Genomic DNA, 20,309 nt, shown 5'->3' with positions numbered 1-20,309 from the left:
TATACAGCGCCAAGTTCCAGGCCAATGAATTGTCTCACTGGACCAAATCGGCTCGGCTTGCTGCGATGGGCGATTCTTCCTAGAATTCGCGTGATTCGCAAGTACTTGCCCCATCAAGAGATGGGTGTATCACTAGCCGCCCATGGCGTGGTCCTCGGGTTGTCGTAGAATGCAAAAAGCATTTTCAGCGCCGGTCCACTTAGACGGCTAGTAGCGATTGCACCTCAATCGTCCTGGCTCGTCGCCGTCCAAATATCCCTATTCCACCGATCGAATCGTCGACATGACGGCCTTCCCTCAAACCGTTGCTCTGCTGGGCGCTACCGGCAGCATTGGACGCAGCACGCTTGACGTGATCGCTGCGTCCGAGGGGCGTTACGTCTGTTACCTGTTAACGGCGCATCAAAAACTGGATGAATTGGCCGCCGCCGCGCGACAGTTTGTCCCGCGCTATATCGTCGCGACCGATCCAACGGCTGCGGCAGCCCGCGATTGGTCGGATTTGCCAAAAGAGACCGAACTGCGGATCGGCCCTGACGCGATCGCGGAGTTGGTCTCGCACGCCGACGTCGATATCGTGGTCGCCGCGATTGTGGGACGCGCCGGTCTCGAAGGGACCTGGGCCGCACTCGAAGCTGGCAAACGCGTCGCATTGGCGAACAAAGAGACCCTGGTTTTGGCCGGCGGATTGGCGATGCGACTGGCCGCCGAGCGAAACGCCCTGATCTTGCCGGTCGACAGCGAGCATAGCGCCATCTTTCAGGCGTTGCAGGCTGGACAGCAACACGAAGTGGCCAGAATCATTTTGACCGCATCCGGGGGGCCGTTTCGACATCACAGCCAGGCGCAATTGGAACAAGTGACCACCGCCCAGGCTTTAAATCATCCAACTTGGAAGATGGGGCCTAAGATTACGGTCGACTCAGCGACCATGATGAATAAGGCGCTGGAGGTCATCGAGGCTCGGTGGTTGTTTGAGATGCCGGCAGACAAGATTGACGTAGTAGTCCACCCCCAATCGGTGGTCCATTCGCTGGTCGAATATGTCGACGGTTCGGTGGTGGCGCAATTGAGCCCCCCCGACATGAAATTACCGATACAATATGCAATGTCGTTCCCAGAGCGCTTCCCTGGCCCGGCTCGAAGGCTAGACTTCACCATCGCGTCCAGCTGGGAATTTGAACCGCCCGACTTGGACCGTTTTCCTGCCCTACGATTAGGGAAAGAAGCGGCCCAGCGCGGGGGAACGACCGGAGCGGTCTTGAACGCCGCCAACGAAGCGGCCGTACAGAGCTTTCTCGACGGCGAGATCTCGTTCACCGATATATCCAGGGCATGTCGTGCTGCGTTAGATAGTCACGACTTTGACCCTACCCCAACGATTGATCAACTACTCGCGCTCGACGCATGGGCGCGTAGGGAGGTTTCCGCGTGGATTACGTGTTGTTAGCCGAGACTAATTTTCTGGGCATTTTGACCAACATCGGCTTTTTCGCCATGGGCGTCGCCGGCCTGGGAGTCGTGATTTTCATTCACGAGCTGGGTCACTTTTTGGCCGCCAAAGCGTGCGGCGTGAAGTGTGAAAAGTTCTACGTCGGTTTTGACGCTCCGATCAGCATCGGACCTTGGAAGTTCAGCGCTCTCTGGAAAAAGCAGTGGGGCGAAACCGAATACGGCATCGGCACCATTCCGCTTGGCGGATATGTCAAGATGCTCGGCCAGGATGACAATCCGGCCGCTGCTGAAGAAGAAATCGCTCGCTCGAAAGAAGGTGGCGAAGCCGATCAACACGACCCGCGCAGTTATCTGGCCAAGTCGGTGCCGCAGCGGATGATGATTATTTCGGCCGGCGTGACGTTTAACGTCATCTCGGCGGTGATTTTCGCCGCAATCGCTTACATGATTGGCGTTAGCTATACGCCGTGCGACGTCGCCTATGCTCAGCCAGGCGGACCTGCGTGGATCGCAGGGATTCGCCCTGGCGACAAAATTGTCGCGGTGACCCCCGGCGCCGAACCGAGCGATACGCTCCGTTTCCGCAAAGACTTGACGCTTGCCGTCGTCATGAACGGCGACGAGAAGCCGATGCCGATCGTGATTCGCCGCGGCGATAAGACGCTCGACTTTGATGTTACCCCGAAAAAGCCGTTCCCCGAGGCCGACTTTCCGCTGCTCGGCATTTCGCCCGAGAACTCGTTGAAGGTGGCCAAGCCGCCGGAAGGGTATGCGTTGTTGGCCGGAAATCCAGAGTGGATGACGAAGCTGGCGACCGGCGACTTGCTGATCGACGTCGATGGCAAGCCGATCGAGAACTACATCCAATGGGAAAACATCCTCGCGACGCACGCCGCCGACACGTTAAAGCTGAACTTTGAGCATACCGAAGGCTCTGGGGATGCGGAGCAGAAGTCGACGTACGAAATCGAACTGCCGCCGACTCCGTATCGCGAAACCGGTCTGGTGATGGAAATGACGCCGATCCAGTATGTGCAGACCGGATCGCCGGCCGCAGCGCAAGGCCTGAAGATCGGCGACAAGCTGGTCTCGATCGGCGACGTGCCGGCGGCCAACGGCTATACGCTGGCCGCTCGTTCGGCCAAATACGCTGGGCAAACGGTCGACGTGGTGATTCTGCGCGACGGCGAAGAGAAGACTCTGTCTGTGCCGATGCGTCAGCCGGAGCAATACAACACGCAGAGCGGGTTCGGCGCCGAACTAGCGATCGATATGCTGGGCGTCGCGTACTCGCTGACGAATCGTGTGGCGGAAGTTTTGCCCGCAAGCCCGGCGGCTGCCGCTGGAATCAAAGCAGGCGACGAAATTCGGACCCTGAAGTTGAAGCCGACCGACTCGCAACGAGAAATGGCGTACGCTTGGCCGAAAGATGACAAACCGCTGAAGATTATCGAAGACGAAATCGATTGGCAGGATGCGTTTAACGCCGCGTTCCAATATCTGCCTGCCGGAGTGCCGGTCGAAGTGATCTTCAATCGCGAAGGAACCAACGAGACGCAAACGGCGCTCATCACCCCGGTCGACTCGAAGGATCAATTTGTCGAATATCGCTACATCGTCTTTGTCACTCCCAGTCCGATCTATGTCGCCAAATCGATTGGCGAAGCGGTTGGACTTGGATTTCAAGAGACCGGCAGCGGTATGGGACAGGTCTTTATGATGCTTCGCAAGTTGGTGACCGGCAAAGTGCCGTTGGCCGGCTTCGGCGGACCCGGCACGATCCTTGCGGTCGCGACCAGCGAATCGTCGCAGGGTATCGGAAGACTGCTTCTCTTTTTGACGCTGATCAGCGCCAACCTGGCGGTGATCAACTTCATGCCGATTCCGGTGCTCGACGGCGGGCATATGGTCTTTCTGCTGTACGAAGGAATCCGGGGAAAACCGCTTGATGAAAAGTGGATGATGCGACTCACTTTCGCGGGCTTCGCCTTCGTGTTGCTGCTGATGATCTGCGTCATCGGCCTCGATATCAATCGCTTTTTGCCGTTGATTACGGGGTAAGGTCGAAGTGCTTCATTCTCCGAATTTGATCCGCTGCGTCTTGTTGGACGTGGTCGGAACGTTGATCTATCCACAGCCCAGCGTCGCCGCCGTCTACCAAGCGGCTGGCGTCGCCAACGGGTGTGATTTGCCGATCGAGACGATCCGCGATCGTTTTCGCGAGGCGCTGACCCTCTACTCGGTCTCGCCTGATTTGCGCACCGACGAAGCGCTCGAGCGCGAGCGGTGGCGACAGATCGTCGCGCATGTCTTTGCGGAAGCTGGCGAGACCAGCGCGATTTTGGATCGCCTGTGGAAACACTTCGCGATGCCCAGCAGTTGGAGCGTCTACCAAGATGCGCTGCCGACGCTGGAGAAACTGAGCGATCGCTATCAGATAGGGTTAGCGTCAAACTTTGACGGGCGACTACGCGCCATCGCAGGGCATTGGCCCTGTCTCTCTGACGCGATGCTGTTCGTCTCCGCCGAAGTGGGCTGGGCCAAGCCGAGCCCGCACTATTACGGTTCGATCGCCAACGTGCTGCAGCTGCAGCCGCATCAGATCTTGCTGGTCGGCGATGACCCCCGCAATGATTATCATGGCGCGATCACGGCCGGCTATCAGACGCTCTTTTTGGCTCGCGAGTCGGAAGCGCCAGACGATATCGCAACCGACGCGGTGATTCGTTCTCTTGCAGAAGTGATCACGCGTTTGCCGTAATAGTCAATCGCATGGCGGTGTATGTCAGGCCTTGGCCTGACGATGCGGGTCCATGCGTCAGGGCAAGGCCTGACATACACCGCGACAGTTGATTATTTTAGGTTCTTCGCCGCGATGACAATCTCACCCAGGTCGGTTACTTGGCCATCGACGACTTCGATCTCGTACTGGCCCCGGCGATCTTTTTGGGGCTTGCCTTGCATTTGCAACTCTGACATGTATCCGCCGGCGGTGTGCCAGAATTGGAATGTCCATTTTCCCACAGGCACATTCGCAAGTTCAAAGCTGCCGTCCGCTTGGGAAACAACCGCGTACGGCGATTCACGAATCAGCAGATAAGCCGACATCCAGGGATGGATCGAACAAGAGGCGGGAATCGGCGTTCGTTCTTCCTCAGGAAAGCTCTGCACGAACTCCCCCATCGCCGGAATCAGCGTGTTCATCGCCGCGTTGGCGAAACCATCGACCTTCACGTTGTGCGGGATGGGGTCCATATTTTTGAACTTCGCTTTTTGCGAAGTGCGAATGAAGGTCACATGCGGATCATAAACGCAGGCGATATTGTCGACGTCGATTTCGTCCTTTGCCGTCGCAGCATACATGGGATGAGCGGTCGGATAGAGTTTTCCGCGGGCGACGGTTAGCCAGACGCAAGCGTTTTTCAGCTCTCCTTTGGGCCCCACGACCAGATTTTGTTCGTAGATCGGCTTGAGCCCGCAAACGGCTTTGTCTTTTTCGACCTCAAGGACCGCCGGATCCGGCGTCGCTCCATTGACGATAAACTTCCCTTTGATCGTGCCCCAACCTTCGGCGGACGCGAGATTGCTGAACAGGAGAGTCAACAGCAGTGCTGAAGTAAGCAGCCATATTTTCATCGCAGAGAGCCTCCGTGAGATTTGGGCAGGGATCGAGAGAGCCGCGCGATCTTATTATAGGGATTTGCAATCCGAATGCGCGTTAAATCGTTAGGACCGATTATTGGAAACGTCGCGCAGAAATTGCGATCTTTCCAAGATCGGTGACTTCATCCGCAAAGACTTCGATCTCATACTCGCCATGGTGGTGATTTTGCACATGGCCAAGCAGCTTGATCTCCGGGATGTATCCAGCGCTGGCATGCCAAAAATGAAAGGTCCAAGTGCCGGCCGGAACATGGGTGAGCTCGAAATCGCCGCGTTCGTCGGAAATGGCCGCATAGGGGGATTCTCGAATCAGCAGAAAGGCTTCCATCCAAGGATAGACCGTGCTCATAACTGGACACGGCGTGCGCTCTTCTTGGGTAAACGATTGCACCCACTGGCCCCCTTTCGGGACGATGCCGGGGCCCGGTGGATTGGCGAATCCGGATGTCTTGATGTTATGGCCGACCGGATCCATGTTTTTGAACTTCGCTTTTTGCGACGTACGGATGAAGATCAAATAGGGTTGAAAGAGATAGTCTTTCAACTTGATTTCTACTTCGTCATTGGCTGTTTCAGCGTAACTAGGATGCGGTTGGGGATAGCTCTGGCCGCGTGGGACTGTCAGCCACAAGCACACGTTCTGCAATTCTCCATGCGGACCAACAACCAGCTTTTGATTGGGAATCGCACGAATCGGCCCCGGGCGTTGAATGGCCAGCGCCTCTGGCGGAAAAATCTTGCCTTCCACGACGAACTGTCCCTTGATCGTTCCCCAGCCTTCCGCTGCAGCAAGATGGCTGAACAGGAGAGTTAGCAGCGATGCTGAAGCAAATAGCCATGTTTTCATCGCAGAGGACTTCCGTGAAGGTCGGGCTAGATCAAGAGTTTGGCGCTCCCTTATTTTAGAGATTCCTTTTCCTCGGTGCGAGAAGATTCGGTGAAAGCGTCGGTTTTCGGCGACGCTCGACGGCGGAGCAGCCCATAGCTAACAAATGTGAGCAAAGCGAGTATCGCCAGGACCGTCAGCGGAAAAGACCAAAGCGGCAGGGCCAAGCGATGCGAATGGGGAGCCGATCCAAACTCACCGGTATCATGCAACCATAGAAAGATCGCATGCGTGTCGGTGAACGTGAGCAGTTCAACCAGATAGCTCACCAGCAAGAACAACGTGATCAACGCCGCCGGCGCGAAGCAATGACGAGCGATTTGTTCAAGCCGAGAGTGCATCGGATGTAGGTCAGGCCTTGCCCTGACGGCCCCGCTATTCGCCCATCAATTTCTGAATGTCACGAAAGTCCAACGGTAGTGAGCCGTTTCCACACGCCCAATTCTTCTCATAGACCCCCTTTGCAACCCAGTCATGAAAACTGGAGGAAGGCCAGTCTTGTGGACATTTCACATCGCTATGTTTCACAGGATTGTAATGAATGTAATCCAAATGTCGCTCAAAATCCTCTTCATCGCTAATGAGGTGCTCCCAAAACGAGGTTGCCAAACTCCGCGACGCCTTTCACGTTGGCTGGCGCTTGTCACTCTCATTTCAACGCCGCCAGACTGGAGCCATCGTCTGGTGAATTCGCTTTTGATGAACGACCACCTCTTGGAATTTTCGTTGTCGTTCGGAGGCAGCGGCCAAATCGCATGAAGGTGGTCTGGAAGAAGTACGATTCCTTCAACCTGAAATGGACGAGTCTCCCGGCACTGGCGTAGGCAATCGCCGAGCAGCATTCTTGCTCGCATGTCTGGGAAGATTGGTCGTCGGTTGGAGGTGACCAACGTGAAGAAATATATTCCGCCGGGTTCGATGAAACGTCGGTAGTTGGGCAAGTTTCAGATCCTATTGGATGAGAGACAGGCGCCCCAGGGGCCGACCCCATTTTCGTCAGGCCAAGGCCTGACCTACTTTTCCGGACTCCGCCGCTTCGCGGGCCTTCACCAACAAGCGATTCAACTCGACCAATTCGGCTTTGGTCATGTGCCCGAGGTTTTGTTGGTGGATGTCGACCAGCGGTTCTGACAACTCTTCGATCAGCGCATATCCCTTTTTGGTCAGCTTGATCCGGATGACGCGGCGGTCGGTTTGCGAACGGGTTCGCGACACCAGACCGGCCTCTTTGAGGCGGTCGATCAGCCGTGTGATGTCTGGCACGCGCGTCACCATGCGACTGACGATTTCGAGACAGGGAAGTCCTGGCGCATCGGCCGCTTCTAGAATGCGGAGGACGTTGTATTGGGCGCTCGAAAGACCATGCTGCTTCAGCAATTGGCTAGGCGCCGCCGCGACCATGTTGTGCGTGCGCAGCAAGTTGAGGTACGTCTCCTGCGGTAAGGAGTCGAACGGCGCTGACTTTTTCAGTTGCTGTTGGAGGATTGATTTGGGCACGCCGACGGCTTCCGAAGAGAAATGATCGCACGAACAATAATTGTTCTCACAACCATATCTGTCAAGCCAACCGCGCTGCGAACGACCGATGGCGCATAAAAAAAGCCGACCGCAAGTTAGTGCGGTCGGCCTTGTAAGTTCGGCGATTGGCCCTGCGTTTAGAGCGGCTTGTCGAGCGAAGGCGTACCGGTCGGATCGCTATCCTTCGGCGCTTCGTCGGTCAGGCTCGGTCTTTGAGCGTCATCCAGCGGAGCCATCGGGCCCCCCTGATCGACGTCTTCCATCGGGCTTTCTGATTCTTCTTGCTCAGCAGTCGCCGGCTTCTTGGCTTCGGTCGGCGCCTTTTGGGTGATAATCGAAGGAGCGATCGGAGCGTACGAAGTGATGGTCGGCGCCGGAGCAGCGACGATCACATTGCCGTACGAATCGAGCGGCACACGCATCGTGACGACACGAGGAGTCCGTTTGACCATCTGCTGCTCGGTCCAGACCGGCTCTAGTTTGGTCTCGACAACGGTGCTTGTCTCGGCGACCCATTTTTGGACGCGAACCGGCGTTTGCTCCACTTTTTCTTCGTAGACCATGCGGGTCGTGGTGATCGGGACCTTGCGGACCTGTTCTTCTTCGACCCAGCGACAAACTTTCACCGGCACTTTCTTTTCGATCCGCTCGACGACCGGCTTGCGGACGGTGACCGGATATTGCTGAACCTGTTCGACCGATTCGTAACGCGTGGTTTGATACGGAATCCGTTGAACCTGGATTTCTTCATCATAGCGAATGCGCTGCACCGGAATCTGCTGCGTCACTTGCTGCGGCAAATAGGTCGTGACCGGAACTTGCTGAGCGACAACGCTGGGGACGTACGTCTGAACCTGTTGATAGGTGCCGGGGCGTTGCTCTGGAACCCAGTGCAAGCCGGGGCGATCGTACATCGCGCGGCCGGTGACCGGATCGACGTAGTTGGTTCCGCCGGTCCAACGGAGACGATTGCGGGTCGGGCCCGGTTCGTAGACCGTTTGGTTAACGTATTGTCCTTGGTTGACATACTGCGTTTGCAGCGTCGTGCTGGGAGTGTACTGGACGGTGGTCTGCGTTTGCATGACCGTTTCGGTCACAGGACGCTGGACGCGAATTTGTTGTTCGTAATATTGCGTCTCGCAAACCGGACGCATCACCGTTTGGCGGCGCTCACGCATCTCCGTCTCTTCGACGTAGCGAACCTGGTTGTAGCTCTGGTCGCGAATCTCTTCTTCCCAGACCGGCTTCATCACCTTGTAGCGTTCTTCACGCTCGCTGGTTTCGGTGATCGGCTTGGCGACGGTATAACGTCGTTCGCGCATCTCCGTTTCCCAGACAGGGCGATAGGTCGTGACCTCTTTCGGGATCTCGACTTTTTGGTACTGCAGGCGACGTACCGTGACGGGCTGATCTTCGTAGACCGTCTGTTGAATAATTTTGTACGAAGGTCCGCCGCAAGGCTCGCAGCTTTGGGCGAAGGTCGGCGACGCGGCGGCGACCAATAATGGCGCCGCTAAGACGAATTTTAAGAGCATGTGATTCATGGTTTCGGTTCCTCAACCGGGGGTCATCAAAACGACCAGAGGTTCTCTGGGCAAAGTCCCTCTCGCTTGACGAGCCGCGGCAAGTCCGTCGCCGGGCGGCCTGAGTACAGGCAACTCGTTACTAGAGATTGCCAGATTTCAGCGCCGTTATCAAACGGATTATTTTGCAGCTCGGGTCGCTTAATCGCTGGAAAATCATACGTCATCGTGCTTTACGAGACTAGAAATTCTTTCAAGTTTTTCACACTCTCGACCGAGCGCTTTATCGATACTTTCAAAGCAATCGTTGCAGCTTGTGATAGCATCGCAGGCAACTCAACCCAATCGACAATGTTTCGCAGAATCATCGTGCGTTGAAAAACGTCAACACGCGAGCGATGGTTTCGCACTGTAGAAGCGATTGCGATAGGCGGCGGACAATCGCGACGGAATGAACGAGAACGTCCCCCGTTGGGTCGTCAGCAGCATCGATGTGGCGATTCTGCAACCAAGTTGTCGCTGGTAAACAGCCATTTAATCGCCCTAGGCGCCGCGAAGCGTTCGCTCAGGAACGATCGAGAGAGGCGTAGCTTCGTTTCCGCGAGATGCACGATTCAACCTGATTCGATTGAGTGAGGAACCGGATCGGCTAGAGCGCTCCTTCGCCTTCCAGAATGGTGCGAAATTCTAAGAATCGCTCCACTACTGCAGATCGCGAGCACGAATTGGCGCCCAGGATTTCGTACTGGGCGTGTCCTTTCCAATTCACAACGACAACACGGCAATAGTCGGGCGAGTCGCCTTCGCCGTCTAGCATGATCGGAGAGTCATCTTCTCCGGACGCGAGATTGGGATGGAGGATCGCTTGGTCCAGATCGAGCTCATCACCTGCTTCTCGAACGATCGAGTCTAACTTGTCTCCCGTTCCCCAGAAGATCGTTGAGCAGGAGGCTTGGATCACACGGGCGACAAAGAGGCCCTGGACGGTAATGAGCCAATATCCAAAAATCTCAATCCTCTCTGCATCGGGAACTTGCGATGTCGTCTGTCGCCCTAGCGTCAATTTTTTGATACCGAGCGTACTGGCGATTTGCGAGGTAAATCGCTCCTGTAACTCATCGACGTACATGCGGGGCCTATCGGGGGATAACGTGTGAATGCGGCGTTGTTGCTTGAGAAAGTCTAGCGTACAGACTGCCGGTGTTACCGCAAAAACTCCACCAACATCGGCGCCAAAATCGTCACGAGCCCCAGCGCAATCGGATAGGCGGCGACATACGCGACGACCGGTTCCGCCGCGTCGGTGGTCGAAGTGATCGCGGCTAGGCCCGGCGTTGATGTCATGCCGCCGCAGATCGCGCCGAGCGATTTCAGTAGTCGTAGTTTCATCACGTATTCGGCCAAAAGAAAGCCGACCGTCAGCGGAACGATCGCAACAGCTGCGGCGCCAACGCAGAGCCAAACGCCCTGCTTTTGCAGCACCGTCACAAAGTCGCCGCCGGCCGCAACGCCGGCGCTCGCTAAGAAGAGAACCAGGCCGGTCTCCATCAGCAGCATACGGGCAGGGCGCGGCAAATGGCCGACCAAGGGGCCGAGTCGCCCAAAGTGCCCCAAGATCAGTCCGACCATGAGCGGACCTCCGGCCAGGCCCAACTGGATCGAGAGACCGGCGATCGAAATCGGCAGCATGCCCAGAGCAATTCCCAGCAGCAAGCCGACCGCCAGCGACAAAATGTTTGATTGGTCGAGCGCCGTTGGGCGATGTCCCGCCAAGCGTTCGACTTCGGGCCAGTTTTCCGGCGTGCCGACCGCGGTCAGCTGATCGCCAAACTCAATCTTGGTCATCGCCGAAGGGACGAATTCGACTTCGTGTCGACGAATCCGCGTGATCGTCACGCCGTACTTCGAGAGCAATCGCAGTTCTTTCAGCGAATGCCCGATGACTTCGGGCGAAGTCGCGACGATTTGGCGGCGCTGGCGTTCGGCGTCGAGCAGCAGTTGGTCGGCGCCTTCGACTTCGGCTCCCAGCATGTCCAGCACCACCGCCAGGCGTCCCTCGGGGCCGACCAGCAGCACTTGCTGTCCGAGTTCAAATTGAAAGTCGTGCGGCGTGGGGCGAAGGGTGTCTCCGACCCGCACGCGCGGCGTTTGACAATTGGTCGCTTCGAGCATGGCGACGCTGCCGGGGCGTTTGCCGACAATCGCCGGATTCCGAATTTCGACCAGCTTCCGCACGATTTGCGAAGCCGCGGCGGTGGGATCGCCGGCGGCGGCCGACTTCAAGTCGCGCCCCAGCAGTTTGGGCAGTACCTGCACAAACGCGACTACGGCGATAATCCCAAACGGATAACCGACGCCAAAACCGACCGCCACGTCAGGACTGTTCGGCAGTGCTGTCGTCAGCGCGCCCAGCGCTGGCGTACTGGTCATCGCGCCGGCGAAGATCCCGCTCGCCAGTTCGGCCGGCAGTCCCAACGCTTTGCCGACAATCCAGGCCGTGGTTGCGCCGCTGGTGACGATAACGGCGCCCAACAGCGCCAAAGTGCGGCCATCTTGAACTAGCGAGCGGAAAAAGGTGGGACCAGCGCCCAAGCCGACGCAATAGACGAACGCCGCCAAGCCGATCTCACCAGTTCCGGCCGGTACATGCATTTGGAAGTGACCGGCGACCAACCCGACAAACAAGACGGCTGCTGAGCCGAGCGTCAGTCCCAACAGCGAAATCTGTCCGACTAGCAATCCGATCGCGATAACGCCGGCAAGCGCCAGAATGCTGGGGACGCTGATCGGCGTCGGCGCTGTAGCGGACTCGCTGGTCGCCGCCAGCACGGCGCAGGGAAAAGCGGTGCTGGCGGCGGTCAACGCGCAAATCGCCCATCGGGGACCGCATCGACGGCTAGTCGGAAACATGGTGGCTGCTCTGGATGTTGCGGAGATAACCGTGAAACGCTTTCTACTGTACCGCTCCAAGCAACTGATGTCGTTGGTGCGACCTCTCTTTCTCCATGCGGCTCCACTATGGGGGATTGTGGGTGATTTGACTCTCCTAAACCGCCGGATGGATCCCTGACGCGGCTTCTACGTCCGCCTATCGGCCAAGCCGGCCTGACGTGTATAATGAATCATTCTCCCCACAGCGATGGGAGTCGCTATGCGCCGGCCGGCTCTTGCCGGGCGCAATCAGAACAGACGCCGCTCGCCGATGTCGGCTGCTGCGGCACTCAGTTTCGTACGGATCATCCATGGCCTCGATCGAACAACAATACATTCGCAACTTTTGCATCATCGCCCATATCGACCACGGCAAAAGCACGCTCGCCGATCGTCTGATGGAAAAAACCGGCACGGTGACGCTGCGCGAGATGAAAGAGCAACTGCTAGACGGGATGGATCTGGAGCGCGAACGAGGCATCACGATCAAAGCGAAAGCGGTCGCGATGCGGTACAAGTACAAAGGGCGCGAGTACGAACTCAACCTGATCGATACTCCGGGCCACGTCGACTTTCAGTACGAAGTGTCGCGCTCCCTCAGCTGCTGTGAAGGCGCGGTGTTGTTGGCCGATGCGTTCCAAGGAGTTGAAGCCCAAACGGTCGCCAACGCTTTTTTGGCGATGGAACATGATCTGAAGATCATCCCCTGCCTGAGCAAGATCGACCTGAATCACGCTCGCCCTGCCGCGGTGATCGAAGAGATGGAGCAAACGCTCGCGATCGATCCCGACGAAGTCCAGGCGATCAGCGGCAAGACAGGCGCCGGCGTCGAAGAACTGTTGGCCGCGATTATCGAAACGGTTCCAGCGCCAGTCGGTTCACGCGATGAAGTATTGCAGGCGATGGTGTTTGACTCGCACTACGACAAGTTCCGCGGCGCTGTCACCTATGTCCGCGTGATGAACGGCACCGTGAAAAAGGGAGACAAGATTCGCTTCCTCCGCGGCGAAACGACCCATGACGTGACGGAAGTCGGTCAGTTTATTCCTACGCCTCGGGCGACCGACGAGTTGTGCGCCGGCCAGGTCGGCTATTTGATCTGCAACATCAAGTCGCTGGAGTTGGTCAACATCGGCGATACGGTTAGTATCCCGGGACCCGACGCCGCGAAGCCGCTGGCCGGTTATCAAGAGCCGAAGCGCATGGTTTTCTGCGGGCTTTATCCGTCGGATGGACAAGACTTTGAGCAACTGCGTGACGCGCTCAACAAGTTGCGGATCAACGATCCGAGTTTTGTGTTTGAGCCGGAAACGAGCGACGCGCTAGGATTTGGTTTCCGCTGCGGCTTTCTCGGCTTGTTGCATATGGAAATTGTGCAGCAACGACTTGAGCAAGAATCGGACGTCGATCTGGTGCAGACCGCTCCGAACGTGACGTACCATATCATCAACAAGAAGGGACAAGAGGTTGAGATTCACAAACCTCAGGACGTCCCAGACGCTGGTGAGATCGAAGAATTTCTGCAGCCGATCGTGCGGGTCAGCTTGTTGCAGCCGAGCGAGTTTATCGGCCCGGTGATGCAGCTATGCACCGAGCGTCGCGGCGTGCAAGTGCGGACCGAGTACTTGTCGCCGACGCGGGCGATGCTTGTTTACGACCTGCCGCTGGCCGAAGTGATCTATGACCTGCATGACAAACTAAAGAGCGCCACACGCGGCTACGGCACGATGGATTATGAAATCCGTGATTACGTGCCGGCCGACTTGGTGCGTCTTGATATGCTGGTCAACGGTAAGCGGGTCGACGCTTTATCGATTATCTGCAACCGGGCCGACGCCGATCGGCGTGGTCGTGCCGTCGTGAAGAAGCTGAAAAGCGAAATCGATCGTCATATGTTCGAGATCGCAATTCAGGCGGCGATCGGAACGCGCGTGATCGCTCGCGAAACGGTCAAAGCGCTCAGCAAGAACGTCACGGCCAAATGTTATGGCGGCGACATCTCTCGCAAACGCAAGCTGTGGGCGAAGCAAAAAGAAGGCAAGAAGCGGATGAAGTCGATCGGCTCGGTCGATATCCCGCAAAAGGCCTTTATGGCGGTGCTCGAAACCGGCGACGACCAAAAGTAGCGCCGTCAGCAAGCATTCTTCGTAGACCGCGCATTTTGAAGTACGTTTTTCCGCCTGGTTTTGGTCTCTACGCCGACACCGGATAGGATCGCGCGTGCCGTACGGCTGTTGGTCGAAGCTGGGTCGCTTCCGCTGTTGGCGTGAAGAAATAATTGCGATGGATGCACGTCGGTCGACGGAATGGCGCTTTCGCGTAATCACAGGCGTCGTAGCGTTTTCCTTGGCTCCAGAAGAAGCCGGTATAGCCGAGGCTCTCTAGGTATTCGAACAAGCCGCCCTGCTCGATTTCGGGCTTGAACGCTTCAAATAGCAAGATCGGTTTCTGCGTGCGGAGCGTTTCTTCGGCGCCCTCGAAAACCTGGCGTTCATGCCCTTCGACGTCGCACTTAATGACCCCGATGTTTTGCACGTTGTGCTCGCGGCAATAGTCGTCCAGGCGAGCAAGCTGGCCGAAGCCAGCGGGAATCTCCGTAGGAGCGGCGGTAGTCGTCGTTTCGCCGATGTGGGCGCCGGTTGATCCTGCATAGTCACGCAGAATGCGAACCAGCCCGCTTTGATTGGAAAGCCCCTGCATGACGATTTCGACGTTATGCAGCGAGCTGCGTCGTTTGAAGCCTTGCAGCGCGTCGTGCAATTCAGGCTGCAGCTCAAAGCCGATCACTTTCCCTTGCGGGCCGACGAACTTGCTGAGCCAATAGCAGTAGATGCCCCGATTGGCGCCGATATCGATTGCGGTGGAGCCTTTCAGATCGAGTCGCGAGAGCTGGGCGATATCGGCCGCTTCCGATCGCAACCGGTAGCGCCAGCAGCGGGCCAGCATGTGGAGATGTTGATAGAGGGTCATCGGATTTTTCTCCATTTCGCGTCGAATCCTAACAGGATTATCGCGTTGTGCTTCACGTGTAGCGCAACGAGCTATTGCTTCCCCAGTTTTGGGGCGACGGCGAATACTAAGAAGTGCTGGTCGTTGCGCCTAGAGCGACTTCCAAAACCGGGAAACGCTGCTAACGCGACGGAGAGCCGGGGCGATCAGCGACCATCGTCGGGCTTTGCGGACCAGGCCAATAGGCGAAGTTTTCGGCTCGGTACAGATCAAACTCATGCTTGCGCGTTTCGTTGATCGCCACCGTGACGCGGCCGATCTTGACGACGCTGGAGAATGCGGCTGCTAGCTCCGGCGGCACCGTTTGGTAGACCGGAGTCACCAGCACCGCCGTGCGGCCGACAACTTGCGTTGGTCCACCCCATACGTCGTACTGCGAAAGGACCCGATCGTCCGCCTTCCAGCTGTAGACGTGGGGTTGATTCGGTAGGTAAAACGCCAGTTCGGCTGTCGAGACGCGACCTCCGGTAGTGATGATCAGTGCGTCATCCTTCACGCCAGCCTTCTGGATTTCTTCGCCCACGATCTGTCCCAGCTCTTCCCAGCCGCGCAGACGCACGATCGGGTCTACTTTGCTGCCGACCAGGCCGAACATCCCCAGCGCGAAAGGCAAAGCGTACGTCGCGAGCGTAAAGACTGCTCCGGCGACAACGGCTCGGCGCAGATGAAATGCACCGGCCGCCAAAGGAAAGGGAATCTCCGCTTTTTGCAGCGCCCAACCAACGCACAAGATAATCCCAGCCGGAAAGACCGGCGCTGGCCAGTTCAATTCGATCCGCTGTTTCAAGCTCAGGATGACGATCAGCATCAGCGGCAAAGCGCTGAAGCAAAGCAGATATTGCACGCGACGATCGAGCGAACGGATCGACAGCAAGCCGGTAAACGACAGCGATGCGAACAGGAAGAAGGTCACCGGCGAAACGATGCCGAAGAGCCCGCCGACAAATTCGAGCGCCAGCGAGATTCGTTTGACAGGACCGAACGGTTCGGCTTGAAAATGTTCTGACGTATGTTGGGCCGTAATCCAGTCGTGCTGTGAGTTCCAAATAATCACCGGCGTCAAAAAGGCGATCGCCGTGATGGCGCAGAGCCATAAGCCGGGTCGAACCAGCTGGCCTCGATCCTTGCGGCTGATCAAGATAAATAAGCCGCCGAGCGCCAAAAAGCCAAACGTCGTTTGTTTCGAGAGTAAGCCGAGACCGATCGCCACCGCGGTCAGCGGAAACCAGATCCACGTGTTGGAGTCTTCTTCTAAGGCGCGCCAGAGGAAATAGAGCGCAGCGACCCAGAAGAAGAGGAAGGGAGCGTCAATCGTCATCAGCAGACCAAGCGCGGCGTTACCCGGGGTCAGGGCCGATAACAGCACGGCGAAAAAGCCGCACTTAGCGTTGAACATCCGGTCGGCCAGCAGAAAGACGAATCCAAGACCTAACGTGCCGAGTACGGCGGCCGGCAAGCGAACCGCCAATTCGGTATCGCCGAAGATGCTGGTCGAGAGCGCAATAATCCACGCGATCATCGGCGGCTTGCTATAGTAGCCCCAGTCTAATTGGCGCGACCAGTCCCAGTAATAGGCCTCGTCGTGAACCAAATCAAGCGGCACAAACGCCGTATAGAGAATGCGAAACGCCAACAGTCCAGCGATCAGCATCCAAGTCGCATTGCGCCAAGGAAAGGGCTTCTCGTCGGTCGCCGGAACATCCATGTTCGTCGCGGTCATATCTATAAATCGCTCAGTTGCGGTTTAATTTCCACAGTAACAATCCGCCGATGCCTAACAGCACCACATCGGCTAACCAAACGGAATACGGGGCCAGCACTCCATCGCGGGCCATCGTCTCGCCGGTCACCAACAGCGGATAGTAAACGCCTAAAATCGGCAGGAAGCAGAGGAAGAACGTCGTCACGTTGTCGCTCGTACGCCGCCACATTGCCACCGGAATGCCGACGCAGGCGAAGCAAAAGCAGCCGAGGCCGTTCGATAGTCGACGTTGTCGTTCGGCCTGCAATCGCCAGAGTCGTTTTTGGTGACCTTCGGCGGCATAGGCGATCGCCTCGGGATCGCCCCCCATGTGCAGCGCATTGATCGTGTCTTCTAACAGCTTCGCCTCACGCGCGATCTGGGCAGGGATGTGTCGCAGGGTTAAAGCGGCTGGCGAAGCGCTGTTCAAATCTTGATCGAGCGTCCCGAGTTGCGTGATTTGTTGGACGAACGGTTCGACCTGAGAGAAGCTGGTGCCGTCTCCTGACTCGATAAAACTGTTGCGGCAGACGACTTGGAGAGCGCCTGTTTCGGGGTTCGATTCTAACTCGGCTTCTTCGGCGGTTAGCGTGACCTCGGGACCGTCGTTCGGCGTTTGCACGGTGATGAACGGCTCGATTAGACGACGCCCATCGACCCCTTTGACGCGTACCGAAAAGCCCTGCATGCTGAACGACTTTTGCGTACGGAGCATGCTGTACGCGGTATCGTCGAGCGATTGAATGATGATCCGGTGCATATTCGGTCGCGACCAACCGGCGCAGACGTCATACAGCCCAAAGGTGACGAAGCTCAAGATGTAAGTAGCAACCAGAACGGGCCAGATGATTTCGATCGGATTGATGCCGGCCGACTTGAGCGCCACGATCTCATTGGACGCCGACATCCGGCCAAATACGGTGCAGATCGAGAACAACAAACAGCCCGGAATCGTGAACCGCAGCATCTCCGGTACGAAGTACGGCATCATCCCCAGAATGATGCTAGGGGGCAGACCTTTTTTGAGACCTTCATTCACGCCGCCCCCGACCACCATCAACAGAACGGTGGCGAGCAGACAGAGAAAGAAGATCTTGAAGACCTCCCACACGACGTAGGTTTGAATCGTCCTCATATTCGCGCGGACTACGCCGCTTGTGCTTCCGGTTGCAGGCCCTGAGCAGCCGCTTCCGATGCGGCCGTGATCTCGATTACCTTGTTCGACTGCTGGGTTTGGAACGCGCCCGTCCGCCAGCCGCCGAGGAGAAGGTACATAGCAAGGCCGGAAAAATAGACAATTCCGCACGACCAGACAATATCACTGAGAAAATGTGCCCCGACCGCTACGCGAAAAAATCCAATCGCCGTCCCATAAAGAAGTCCCAACGTCAACCAAAGTGCGACCGACCAATGCTTGCGTCGCCAGTACAGAAATGCTGGCGCCATCCAGAGGAAGCCCATCGAAGCATGGCCGCTCGGAAAGGATTTGCCGTCGGTCTTCGATAGTTGCCATGGCGCTACATAGCGGACGTTGTTGGGGCGTTCGCCGCCGAACGCGGCCAATTGATTGGGACGCGGACGACCAATCGCCGGTTTGATCACCCCGTTCACCAGGATCAACGGCCCTGCGATCACGACGCACAGCAAGAACCGCGCAATCGGCTGTCGGGAGGCAAGTTCCGGCGACCAGCGACCAATCACCAAGACGATGATCGCGCCAATTCCCAATACGACGCCGGGAAGCGGGCTGACTGTATAGCACAAATCTTCAGAAAACCAGTAATCCCCAGCCCAGCCGTCGAGCTTGCTCAAATAGAAGTAGTGGGAGCAAAACATATCGATCGGCAGCCAAAAACAGGCTATCGTAAACGCCAAAAGGATCGCCAGCGGCATGAGAATCACCCAGCGTTCGCGCCAAACCGCCTCGAAAAGCGTTTGTGGAACACGAGAGGCCGACTTCTCGGAATGGATCGGCAACACGATATTGTGTTGGTTGGATTTGTTCGTCGACATTCGACCCCAAGCAATGCTAGCAGCGACAGCGGACCACGATTTTCTTGCTCTTCCTTGTTTATCTTCTCGACGGGTCTTGGAATTAAAGTTAATCGTATTGCCAGCCATATATTGCGAAAACGCAAATCTTTACCAACCGATTTCGACACCGCTTGATAGCAAAGAATCACCTGCTTGCATCATGGTCGCCCTATCGGTACCAAACCACGCGATTTCACGCCACCCAGAAATCCCGCCCAGCTGCCGGAATGACAGGACCGTTGCGATCTGATAAAACACGCAGTTTACGAGGCTCGTCGCCGCCTACTCCCCATATGTCCCCCAACTTGTAAGTGAAGGAAATCGAGCATGGCTACCAACGGAGATCTCAACCGCAAGCTGCGCATGGCCCTGGTCGGTGGCGGTTCTGGCTCGTTTATTGGTCGCGTCCACGCAACGGCCGCAGTTCTCGACAATCGAGCCGCACTGGTCGCCGGTGCTCTCAGTTCCAATCCCGCGAAGGCGAAAGCCTCGGCGCCTGACTACGACATTCCCGAAGCCCGCGCTTACGGCAGCGTCGCGGAGATGCTCGAAAAAGAGAATGCGCTTCCCGAGGATCAGCGAATCGACTTCGTTTCGGTCGCAACTCCCAACTTTACCCATTTTGAAATCGCCAAAGCGGCTGTCGAAGCCGGCTTCAACGTCATGTGCGACAAGCCGATGACGTTTGACCTGCCCCAAGCCGAAGAATTGCTGAAAGTGGTCGAAGGCTCTAACTCGGTCTTCGCAGTCACGCACAACTACACTGGCTATCCGCTCGTTCGTCAGGCTCGGCAGATGATTCAAGATGGCGAACTGGGTGAGATCAACGCGATCCGCGTCCAGTACATCCAAGGTTGGCTCCGCTCGAAGTTGGAAGATAGTGATCAGAAACAGGCGGCCTGGCGAACCGACCCCGCCAAGAGCGGCGCCGCCGGTTGCTTTGGCGACATCGCAACGCACGCCTACAATCTGGGACGCTACATGACCGGGCTGTTGCCGGAACAGATCAGCTGTCATCTGAAGACCTTTGTCGAAGGGCGCGCCCTCGACGATTACGGCACGGCGATCATCAAGTTTGAGAACGGCGCCTTGGGGACGGTCACCGCTTCGCAAATCAGCCATGGCCGTGAAAACGATGTGGCGATCGAAATCGACGGCACCAAAGGTTCGCTGCAGTGGCGACAAGAAAATCCGAACGAAATGATCGTTCGCGCCAATGGCGAGCCGCACAAGATCTATACCCGCGACCCGAACGCTCCGTACATGAACGAGATGGGCGCCGCAGCTTGTCGTCTACCGAGCGGCCATCCCGAAGCGTTTTTCGAAGCCTTCGCCAATGTCTATCGCGCCACTTACGATGCGATGGCGGCGCGAGCGCTCGGCCAATCGTTCGAGAAGAAGGATACGATCTATCCGAACATCTATGACGGTGTCGAAGGGATGTACTTCATTCAGCAATGCGTCGCCAGCAGCCAAGAAAACGGCGTCTGGCTGCCGTTGAAGCACGCGGCTGCTCGTCGCTAGACAGCTGCCGTCAAGCAGAAAAGCC

At 57.0% G+C, this 20,309-nt stretch carries 17 protein-coding genes; 5 read left to right on the top strand and 12 right to left on the bottom strand.

Translation table 11 applies throughout. The features are described from left to right. Positions 1–283 precede the first annotated feature (283 nt). Genes dxr through M4951_RS22950 form a run of 3 tightly spaced genes read left to right on the top strand, consistent with a single transcriptional unit; the run spans position 284 to position 4,216 of the window. Positions 284–1,450, top strand: coding sequence for a 1-deoxy-D-xylulose-5-phosphate reductoisomerase (gene dxr, locus M4951_RS22960; RefSeq protein ID WP_262023937.1), 1,167 nt, complete (start codon positions 284–286; stop codon positions 1,448–1,450). Then, positions 1,432–3,516 carry a site-2 protease family protein gene (locus M4951_RS22955; RefSeq protein WP_262023936.1) on the top strand — a complete coding sequence of 695 codons (2,085 nt, stop codon included), beginning with the start codon at positions 1,432–1,434 and terminating at the stop codon, positions 3,514–3,516. The genes dxr and M4951_RS22955 overlap by 19 nt, the downstream gene beginning before the upstream one ends. 7 nt (positions 3,517–3,523) lie before the next feature. After that, positions 3,524–4,216 (top strand): HAD-IA family hydrolase, encoded by a 693-nt coding sequence (locus tag M4951_RS22950; protein WP_262023935.1) that lies wholly within the window; start codon positions 3,524–3,526, stop codon positions 4,214–4,216. Positions 4,217–4,308: 92 nt separating this feature from the next. Here the strand turns inward: M4951_RS22950 and M4951_RS22945 are convergent, their stop codons facing one another. The 8 genes from M4951_RS22945 to M4951_RS22915 form a co-directional block, all read right to left on the bottom strand. Beyond that, positions 4,309–5,091, bottom strand: a complete 783-nt coding sequence (locus M4951_RS22945) for a hypothetical protein (RefSeq protein ID WP_262023934.1) — start codon at positions 5,089–5,091, stop codon at positions 4,309–4,311. A gap of 100 nt (positions 5,092–5,191) precedes the next feature. Continuing rightward, on the bottom strand, positions 5,192–5,965 hold the full coding sequence (locus tag M4951_RS22940) for a hypothetical protein (RefSeq protein WP_262023933.1): 774 nt from the start codon (positions 5,963–5,965) through the stop codon (positions 5,192–5,194). 50 nt (positions 5,966–6,015) lie between these two features. Continuing rightward, entirely contained in the window at positions 6,016–6,345 is a 330-nt protein-coding gene (locus M4951_RS22935) for a hypothetical protein (RefSeq protein WP_262023932.1), read from the bottom strand. A gap of 183 nt (positions 6,346–6,528) precedes the next feature. Beyond that, a complete protein-coding gene (locus M4951_RS25680; protein WP_410050414.1) occupies positions 6,529–6,945 on the bottom strand; it encodes an REP-associated tyrosine transposase in 417 nt (138 codons plus the stop codon). A 55-nt stretch (positions 6,946–7,000) separates the two neighbouring features. After that, entirely contained in the window at positions 7,001–7,501 is a 501-nt protein-coding gene (locus M4951_RS22930) for a MarR family winged helix-turn-helix transcriptional regulator (protein WP_262023931.1), read from the bottom strand. Between the two features lie 158 nt (positions 7,502–7,659). Then, on the bottom strand, positions 7,660–9,066 hold the full coding sequence (locus M4951_RS22925; protein WP_262023930.1) for a hypothetical protein: 1,407 nt from the start codon (positions 9,064–9,066) through the stop codon (positions 7,660–7,662). Between the two features lie 628 nt (positions 9,067–9,694). After that, complete coding sequence (locus M4951_RS22920) at positions 9,695–10,174, bottom strand: hypothetical protein (protein WP_262023929.1); 480 nt, start codon at positions 10,172–10,174, stop codon at positions 9,695–9,697. 74 nt (positions 10,175–10,248) lie between these two features. Then, positions 10,249–11,955: an aspartate:alanine exchanger family transporter gene (locus tag M4951_RS22915; RefSeq protein ID WP_262023928.1), complete on the bottom strand. Its 1,707-nt coding sequence runs from the start codon at positions 11,953–11,955 to the stop codon at positions 10,249–10,251. A gap of 332 nt (positions 11,956–12,287) precedes the next feature. Here M4951_RS22915 and lepA point away from each other — a divergent pair, with 332 nt between their 5' ends. Next, the gene (gene lepA / locus M4951_RS22910; protein WP_262023927.1) at positions 12,288–14,102 is read left to right on the top strand and encodes a translation elongation factor 4; all 1,815 of its coding nucleotides are present in this window, start codon (positions 12,288–12,290) and stop codon (positions 14,100–14,102) included. Positions 14,103–14,169: 67 nt separating this feature from the next. Here the strand turns inward: lepA and M4951_RS22905 are convergent, their stop codons facing one another. The 4 genes from M4951_RS22905 to M4951_RS22890 all read right to left on the bottom strand — a co-directional run bounded on the left by M4951_RS22905 (position 14,170) and on the right by M4951_RS22890 (position 18,739). Further along, positions 14,170–14,946 (bottom strand): FkbM family methyltransferase, encoded by a 777-nt coding sequence (locus M4951_RS22905; RefSeq protein ID WP_262023926.1) that lies wholly within the window; start codon positions 14,944–14,946, stop codon positions 14,170–14,172. Positions 14,947–15,106: 160 nt separating this feature from the next. Then, the gene (locus M4951_RS22900) at positions 15,107–16,705 is read right to left on the bottom strand and encodes an ArnT family glycosyltransferase (RefSeq protein WP_262023925.1); all 1,599 of its coding nucleotides are present in this window, start codon (positions 16,703–16,705) and stop codon (positions 15,107–15,109) included. A gap of 13 nt (positions 16,706–16,718) precedes the next feature. Next, complete coding sequence (locus tag M4951_RS22895) at positions 16,719–17,861, bottom strand: LptF/LptG family permease (protein ID WP_262023924.1); 1,143 nt, start codon at positions 17,859–17,861, stop codon at positions 16,719–16,721. Between the two features lie 11 nt (positions 17,862–17,872). After that, positions 17,873–18,739, bottom strand: a complete 867-nt coding sequence (locus M4951_RS22890; protein WP_262023923.1) for a phosphatase PAP2 family protein — start codon at positions 18,737–18,739, stop codon at positions 17,873–17,875. A gap of 348 nt (positions 18,740–19,087) precedes the next feature. Between M4951_RS22890 and M4951_RS22885 the strand changes: the two genes are divergently transcribed. Next, positions 19,088–20,284 carry a Gfo/Idh/MocA family protein gene (locus tag M4951_RS22885; protein WP_262023922.1) on the top strand — a complete coding sequence of 399 codons (1,197 nt, stop codon included), beginning with the start codon at positions 19,088–19,090 and terminating at the stop codon, positions 20,282–20,284. Positions 20,285–20,309: the final 25 nt, after the last annotated feature.

This window comes from Blastopirellula sp. J2-11, from assembly GCF_024584705.1.
In the GTDB taxonomy this organism is placed as follows: Bacteria; Planctomycetota; Planctomycetia; order Pirellulales; family Pirellulaceae; genus Blastopirellula.
Note: the sequence above shows the minus strand (reverse complement) of the source record. Positions and strands in the feature narration are given on the sequence as shown.

Excerpts from the sequence above, each read along its gene's own strand:
- dxr (WP_262023937.1), top strand. The coding sequence starts at position 284 with ATGACGGCCTTCCCTCAAACCGTTGCTCTGCTGGGCGCTACCGGCAGC.
- M4951_RS22945 (WP_262023934.1), bottom strand. The coding sequence starts at position 5,091 with ATGAAAATATGGCTGCTTACTTCAGCACTGCTGTTGACTCTCCTGTTC.
- M4951_RS22940 (WP_262023933.1), bottom strand. The coding sequence starts at position 5,965 with ATGAAAACATGGCTATTTGCTTCAGCATCGCTGCTAACTCTCCTGTTC.
- M4951_RS22935 (WP_262023932.1), bottom strand. The coding sequence starts at position 6,345 with ATGCACTCTCGGCTTGAACAAATCGCTCGTCATTGCTTCGCGCCGGCG.
- M4951_RS22925 (WP_262023930.1), bottom strand. The coding sequence starts at position 9,066 with ATGAATCACATGCTCTTAAAATTCGTCTTAGCGGCGCCATTATTGGTC.
- M4951_RS22920 (WP_262023929.1), bottom strand. The coding sequence starts at position 10,174 with ATGTACGTCGATGAGTTACAGGAGCGATTTACCTCGCAAATCGCCAGT.
- M4951_RS22915 (WP_262023928.1), bottom strand. The coding sequence starts at position 11,955 with ATGTTTCCGACTAGCCGTCGATGCGGTCCCCGATGGGCGATTTGCGCG.
- lepA (WP_262023927.1), top strand. The coding sequence starts at position 12,288 with ATGGCCTCGATCGAACAACAATACATTCGCAACTTTTGCATCATCGCC.
- M4951_RS22905 (WP_262023926.1), bottom strand. The coding sequence starts at position 14,946 with ATGACCCTCTATCAACATCTCCACATGCTGGCCCGCTGCTGGCGCTAC.
- M4951_RS22900 (WP_262023925.1), bottom strand. The coding sequence starts at position 16,705 with ATGACCGCGACGAACATGGATGTTCCGGCGACCGACGAGAAGCCCTTT.
- M4951_RS22895 (WP_262023924.1), bottom strand. The coding sequence starts at position 17,861 with ATGAGGACGATTCAAACCTACGTCGTGTGGGAGGTCTTCAAGATCTTC.
- M4951_RS22890 (WP_262023923.1), bottom strand. The coding sequence starts at position 18,739 with ATGTCGACGAACAAATCCAACCAACACAATATCGTGTTGCCGATCCAT.
- M4951_RS22885 (WP_262023922.1), top strand. The coding sequence starts at position 19,088 with ATGGCTACCAACGGAGATCTCAACCGCAAGCTGCGCATGGCCCTGGTC.